The following is a 6,651-nucleotide window of genomic DNA, read 5'->3' as shown; positions in this document are numbered from 1 at the left end:
TTGTTCTATTAATAGTTTAAAACAAAAAAGACTGTAGGCAAACTCGATTTTAATCGAGGAGTTTGTCTACAGTCTGACCCAATCATATAGATTGGGTTTTTTATATGTTGCAGATTCAACGCATTTACACTATATTGACCGTGTTTATGTCGAATTTTGCAGAATAGGGGAATTTCCCTGATCCAATGGGGAAATTCCCCGATGTAGAAAATGTTCTCTGACCTCTACAATAAGGTTAAGGATTTGCGGGAATAAGGAGGATTTATTATGCACACTAATATTGAGGCGAATACGAAAGCAAAGGCGCAAGGAAAGAAGGAAACCTCGAAATCTCTTAATCAAGCTTTTGCATCACATTTTGCTAAGTCTATGTTTCTAGCCGTTTGCGGGCTGGCAATCTTAACGTTTATTGGAACAAGAATGTTTACACATATTGATTTAAACCTATATGGCTATATGGTGGGAACGCTCGTCTTTATAGGCGGTTTCTTCTACCGCTTTATCGCTTGGGGAGAAAGACCACCAACAAAGATTATCATCAAAAAGGGTCTGAAGCTTCTATTTAGAAAATCAACTCCGAAAACATCTGTAGAGCATTTAGCTACATATAAATTTATTTGGAATAGGGGAATTTACCGATGGACTCAGCACGTGCTGATTGGCTGGGGATGTGTATTGGCTATTTGTGTCACATTTCCTCTTGTATTCAGCTGGATGTATTTCACGATGGAAGACAATGGCTACTACAATATCATCCTATTCGGTATGAAAATCCTGACTGTGCCGGCTGAAGGTCTCATTGCTACTTTATCTTATAATGCATTAAATATATCTGCTGTAATGGTTATTTCAGGAGTAAGCATGGCGCTATATCGCCGCTTGAAAAATATGCAGGCAAGAGCAGAGCAAAAGTTTCTTTATGACTTTGTTCCATTGTATTTATTGTTGCTAGTAAGTTATACAGGACTAGCACTTACGTTTATGAATATGGTTTTACACGGTGCAGGACATCCGATTATGTCCTTGATTCACCAATGGTCCGTTATTATTACGTTAATTTATCTGCCATTTGGAAAGCTGGCACATATTCCTTTCCGCCCAATGAGCGTTTTGGCGAGAAACTACCGAGAACACTACGGTGAGCAATCAATGAAGGAATGTAAGGTTTGTGGCGATGAATTTGTTTCTGTAGAGCAGTCAAAGGATGTTGTTGATGTCCTTGGCATGAATGATATTGAGTTTAAAACGGAGGAAGGACACCATCTTGCGGAGCTATGTCTTCCATGCCGAAGAAAGTACCGGATTGCACAATTCTCCGGTTTCCCTACTCACCAGGTAAAAGTTAAGGAGGCAAACCAGAATGCAAAGGGATAAGTTTTTTAGAGAAATAGAGAATGTTAGACATCCAAATGAAACCTTGATTAAAACGCACTGCTCCTATTGCGGCATGCAATGTGGAATGAACTTAAGGGTAAATACAAAAACAAATAAAATTGTCGGGGTTGAACCTCGTTATGATTGGCCGGTTAACGTTGGAAAGATGTGTCCAAAAGGGGTTACAGCCTACCAGCAAACAAACCATGATGATCGGATTTTAAAACCACTTATTCGTGATGATGCATCCTTAAAAGGAACGAAGGAAGGCTTCCGTGAAGCAAGCTGGGACGAAGCCTATGATTTAATCGCGAAAAAATTTACAGAGCTGCAAAGCAAATATGGAAAAGATACATTGTCTGTTTTTAGCGGTGTATCAATGACAAATGAAAAATGCTATTTAACTGGAAAGTTTGCCCGTGTTGGTCTTGGCACACGCTACATCGACTATAATGGTCGCTTCTGTATGTCAAGTGCAGCCGGCGGATTCCTTCGTTCTTTCGGTGTCGATAGAGGATCAACTTTGCCTTGGACAGATATTCATGAAACAGATTGCTTATTTATTGCTGGAAGTAACACAGCAGAATGTCATCCAACATCCATGTTCCGTGTATGGCATGTACAGGAAAGAGGGGGCTACCTTATTGTAGCGGATCCCCGTGAAACAGCGCTAGCAAGAAGAGCAGATGTTCATTTGGATCTACGTCCGGGAACAGACCTTGCCCTTGCAAATGGAATCTTAAATCTATTAATCCAAAACGGCTACGCGGATGAAGCGTTTGTTGCGAACCATACAAACGGATTTGAAGAAACAAAAGAGCTTGTAAAAGAATTTACTCCAGAATATACGAGTGAGCTTACTGGCGTGGCTCCTGAAAAAATCATCCGTGCTGCGGAAATTTACGGAAAAGCTCCGAATGCCGTTGTCATGTTTGCCCGCGGGATTGAACAGCAGCATAAGGGTGTAGATAATGTATCTGCCTATACAAATATGGCGTTAGTAACGGGTAAAATTGGCCGTCCAAAAGCGGGCGTTGCAACATTCACTGGTCAAGGTAATGGACAAGGCGGACGTGAACATGGTCAAAAGTCTGACCTATTACCAGGCTATCGTAAGCTCACTAATCCAAAGCATGTGGAAGAGGTTTGCAAGGTATGGGGCATTACACCAGAGGAAATGCCGCAGCCAGGTGTGTCAGCATATGAAATGTTTGAGTTAATGGAACAGAAAACAATCCGCGGTTTGTATTTGCTATGTTCCAATCCGGCAGTATCTGCGCCAAATCTTAATTTTGTCCGTAAAGCACTAAAAGGCTTGGACTTCATGGTATGTGCAGACTTCTACATATCTGAATCAGCAGAGTTTGCCGATGTGATTCTTCCTTCTGTTACTTGGTCAGAGGATGAGGGAACCGTAACAAACCTTGAAGGACGGATTATTAAAATAAATAAAGCACAGGAACCAATTGGCGAATCTAAGCCAGATTGGCAAATGCAAGTGGAGCTTGCTGAAAGACTAGGCAGAGGGAAATATTTCTCTCATCTAAAAACAGCAAAAGACGTAGCAGATGAGTTCAGACTAGCTAGTAAAGGCGGCTACGCCGATTACTACGGTGCTACTTGGGATAAGATTGATAAACAGGATGGCGTATTTTGGCCTTGTAAGGATGAAAATGATCCTGGAACGCCACATATGTTTTTAGATAAAAAGTTCTATCATCCAGATGGAAAAGCAAAAATTTGTGCGTTGCCATACCGTCCGCCGGCAGAGGAGCCTGATGCAGAATATCCGCTCCGCTTAACAACCGGTCGTGTCGTCTATCATTATTTATCAGGTAACCAGACTAGAAGAATTCAATTCCTACGCGATATGTGCCCTGAGCCGTATGTCGAGGTACATCCTGAAACAGCAGCAAAATATAACATGGAACATGAAGAAAGAGTCCGTCTATTCACGAGAAGAGGCGAGGCTATTTATAAAGTGAAAATTACGGAAGCGATCAGAAAGGATACAGTATTTGTTCCGTATCATTTCGGTCATGAGCAATCTATTAATCTATTAACCATTGCAGCGCTTGACCCGATGTCACGTATGCCGGAATTCAAGGCATGTGCAGCGCAAATGGAAAAAGTTGAAACAAAGAAGGTGCTATAAGTGCAGAAGAGGCTGTATATCGAATTAGAAAACTGTATAGGCTGCCGTTCCTGTCTGGCTGCATGTACACAGTGTGGCGGACATGAGCAGCGTAATCGAAACTATGTATATGATGTAAATCCGCTGAAGGATCGCCAAACGATGCCGCTTATGTGCCTTCATTGTGTAAACCCAGCTTGTGCAAGAAGCTGCCCGGCTCAGGCCATTCAAATTCATGAAACGGGAGCTGTACTGTCAGCATTAGTGGAAAAATGTATTGGCTGTCAAAACTGTACGATTGCCTGCCCATACGGTATACCAAAATTTGATACAGAACAAAACCTAATGTATAAATGCGACCTATGTATTGACCGTACAAAGGATAATATCCCGCCAATGTGCGCGAGCGTTTGCCCGACTAATACTCTTCAATGGTTGACTGACGAAGAGATCGATAATAAGAAAAAACAATTCAATCTTGATAACGACAAATGGGTAACAAGCCTGCCATATCTGGAAGGGGAAACAAACGTGAAAGTAAATCTTCCAGGTATCTTACAGGGTACGACAAAGTTGTTCTAGGAGGTAGCAGAATGCCATCGGATAAAAATAATAAAATTCCTTTCAATGAAGATAACTACACACATAATATCGAGCGAAATAATGAACGAAAGCTTGATAGACGTGGATTTATGAAAACTTTAGTAGGGGCTGCAGGGGCGTTTGCCATCTCTTCTCTGCCATGGGGGGCAGTTGCTGCTAAGGAATTAATGGGACTTGGTGAAAAGGAATATCCTCACCAAAAAATAACGGATGTAAGTGCATTGCCTGTAGGAGATTCAATTGATTTTACATTCCCTGGCGAACATGACGATGCGATTTTAATCAGATTATCTGAGAATAAGTACGTTGCCTATCAAAATGCCTGTACCCATCTGCGCTGCCCTGTATTTTGGGTGAAAGAGAAGGGTGAAATGGTTTGTCCGTGTCATCATGGCTTCTTTGATGTCGAGACAGGAGCTCCTACTGCTGGACCGCCGCGAAGACCGCTTCCAGAGATTCAAGTAAAGGTTGAAAATGGGGCTGTTTATGCAGTAAGGGTGAAGCGTTATGAAGCTTAAATATATTAGTGTTGGCATACTATGTGCCATTCTGATGCTGAATATTATTTTTACGCAATTCATGGTACATCAGTATTTTTATGAAAACTATACAAATACCTTAATCTTTGGGGGATTAAATATCATTCTCTTTCCTATCGCAATATTGATCTATAAAAAAACAAAAAACGTAAAGGCGTGAATCAAATGAACAGTGAAACATACCTTGACTTTTGTTTTATAAGAGTGGCCTCCGGAAATTTTGCCGCTGAAATTCATCGAATGCTTACAGAGCTTTTTAAAGATATCCGCCTTAATTGGTACTTAGATGAAAAGACAGAGGATGGAATTGAAATTGTTGTGGCAGAAGTAAAAGGAATGAGCAGATGGCAGTCAGAAGAAGAAACGATCGACTACATTGAAGCGCATGCAGATGAAGCCTTCTGGAACTATTTGCAGGGCTATCAGATGAATGTATATCCTGCAAAGAGAGGATGCGGAAGCTGTGGAACACATTAAAGTAGAGGATCTGCAATCCTTTGTTTCTGAAAAGGTTATGGTTGCTATCCTTGATAAAGATGGAGAAGAGCAGGCACCATTTGTACCTAAAGAAATTCAAAAGCTGGAGCTGTGTCCAGACAATACTCATTTACGAATTTATTTTGATCGGCGCAACTTTTTTGCTGTTCCGTTAACATCAAGTGTTTCCTGTGATGAAACGGAATGGACTGCTTTTGATCAACAATCACAACTACAGTATGTAATTAAGAAAAGAGGTTAAACACGATGTTTAAAAGAATCCAGCTTCCCTTACAAACGATGAATTTAATTGTTGGATTTATGATTTGGGTATTAATATCCTCTTTACTACCGTTTATTAAAGAGGATATCGCGATCCCTGAAAGTCAGCTGGCCTTAGTAACAGCTATTCCAGTTGTGCTTGGCTCTGTGCTTAGAGTTCCGTTAGGATTCTATGCAAATCAAATTGGTGCTAGAAAGATATTTTTACTAAGCTTCATTTTATTATTATTTCCTGTTTACTATATTAGTATTGCCAATTCATTAATGGATTTACTAGTTGGCGGGCTATTTCTAGGTATTGGAGGAGCCGTTTTCTCTGTTGGCGTAACGTCTTTACCAAAGTATTACCCGAAAGAACGCCATGGTTTTGTAAATGGAATCTATGGTGCTGGAAATCTTGGAACAGCATTATCAACTTTTGCTGCACCAATGGTTGCAACAAAGTTTGGCTGGTCAACGACCGTTCAATTATACCTTGTTCTTCTTGCGGTTTTTATCGTTGCGAACTTTTTCCTTGGTGATAAAAAGGAACCAAAAATAAAAACAACCCTTTCAGAGCAAATTAAAGGTGTTTATAAGAATGAAAAGCTTTGGCTTGTTTGCTTATTTTACTTTATTACCTTCGGCTCATTTGTTGCCTTTACTGTTTATTTACCAAACTTCCTTGTATCAAATTTTGGATTAGAAAAAGTAGATGCAGGGATGAGAACAGCTGGATTTATTGTGTTTGCTACCATTATGCGTCCAATCGGCGGGTGGCTGGCTGACCGTTTCCATTCTCTAATTTTACTTATGTTCGTCTTTGGAGTATACACGGTTTCTGCCATGATTCTTTCCTTTGCTCCGTCACTTGGATGGTATACCTTTGGGTGTTTAACGATTGCCTTTTGTGCCGGCGTTGGAAATGGTGTTATTTTCAAGCTTGTGCCATTGTACTTCCAAAAGCAAGCGGGTATCGCAAATGGTATTGTATCGATGATGGGTGGTTTAGGAGGATTTTTCCCGCCAATCCTATTATCATTATTGTTCAATATAACAGGGCATTATGCTATTGGTTTTATGGCTTTATCTGAAGTGGCACTTGCAAGCCTTATTCTTGTAGTCTGGATGTACTATCAAGAAAAAATGGCTCTTACTAGAGAAGAGTTGGACAGAGCTGTAAAGGGCAGTAATTTCAAATTTCGAAACCATAATAATATGAAAAATGCATAGGCTGGATTCTGCTTTTATTAAATACTGATG

8 protein-coding genes are annotated in these 6,651 nt (G+C 40.5%); all 8 read left to right on the top strand.

Translation table 11 applies throughout. The features are described from left to right. Positions 1–267: 267 nt before the first annotated feature. From ACHUFV_RS25245 to ACHUFV_RS25210, 8 genes are read left to right on the top strand one after another with little or no spacing between them, the layout of a single operon-like run. A complete protein-coding gene (locus ACHUFV_RS25245) occupies positions 268–1,374 on the top strand; it encodes a hypothetical protein (RefSeq protein WP_394239083.1) in 1,107 nt (368 codons plus the stop codon). After that, positions 1,361–3,529, top strand: a complete 2,169-nt coding sequence (locus ACHUFV_RS25240; protein WP_394239081.1) for a molybdopterin oxidoreductase family protein — start codon at positions 1,361–1,363, stop codon at positions 3,527–3,529. Before ACHUFV_RS25245 ends, ACHUFV_RS25240 begins: the two co-directional genes overlap by 14 nt. After that, the gene (locus ACHUFV_RS25235; protein ID WP_394239079.1) at positions 3,530–4,090 is read left to right on the top strand and encodes a 4Fe-4S dicluster domain-containing protein; all 561 of its coding nucleotides are present in this window, start codon (positions 3,530–3,532) and stop codon (positions 4,088–4,090) included. An 11-nt stretch (positions 4,091–4,101) separates the two neighbouring features. Then, positions 4,102–4,629, top strand: a complete 528-nt coding sequence (locus ACHUFV_RS25230; protein WP_394239077.1) for a Rieske (2Fe-2S) protein — start codon at positions 4,102–4,104, stop codon at positions 4,627–4,629. Next, complete coding sequence (locus ACHUFV_RS25225) at positions 4,619–4,810, top strand: hypothetical protein (RefSeq protein WP_394239076.1); 192 nt, start codon at positions 4,619–4,621, stop codon at positions 4,808–4,810. Before ACHUFV_RS25230 ends, ACHUFV_RS25225 begins: the two co-directional genes overlap by 11 nt. Positions 4,811–4,815: 5 nt before the next feature. Then, positions 4,816–5,127 carry a hypothetical protein gene (locus ACHUFV_RS25220; RefSeq protein WP_394239074.1) on the top strand — a complete coding sequence of 104 codons (312 nt, stop codon included), beginning with the start codon at positions 4,816–4,818 and terminating at the stop codon, positions 5,125–5,127. After that, positions 5,114–5,389: a hypothetical protein gene (locus ACHUFV_RS25215; protein WP_394239072.1), complete on the top strand. Its 276-nt coding sequence runs from the start codon at positions 5,114–5,116 to the stop codon at positions 5,387–5,389. Before ACHUFV_RS25220 ends, ACHUFV_RS25215 begins: the two co-directional genes overlap by 14 nt. A gap of 5 nt (positions 5,390–5,394) precedes the next feature. Continuing rightward, complete coding sequence (locus ACHUFV_RS25210) at positions 5,395–6,621, top strand: MFS transporter (protein ID WP_394239071.1); 1,227 nt, start codon at positions 5,395–5,397, stop codon at positions 6,619–6,621. The last annotated feature ends 30 nt before the right edge of the window (positions 6,622–6,651 follow it).

This window comes from Niallia oryzisoli (assembly GCF_043641075.1).
Lineage (GTDB): Bacteria > Bacillota > Bacilli > Bacillales > Cytobacillaceae > Bacillus_BD > Bacillus_BD oryzisoli_A.
The sequence above is the reverse complement of the archived record's forward strand: the minus strand, read 5'-3'. Positions and strand labels throughout refer to the sequence as shown.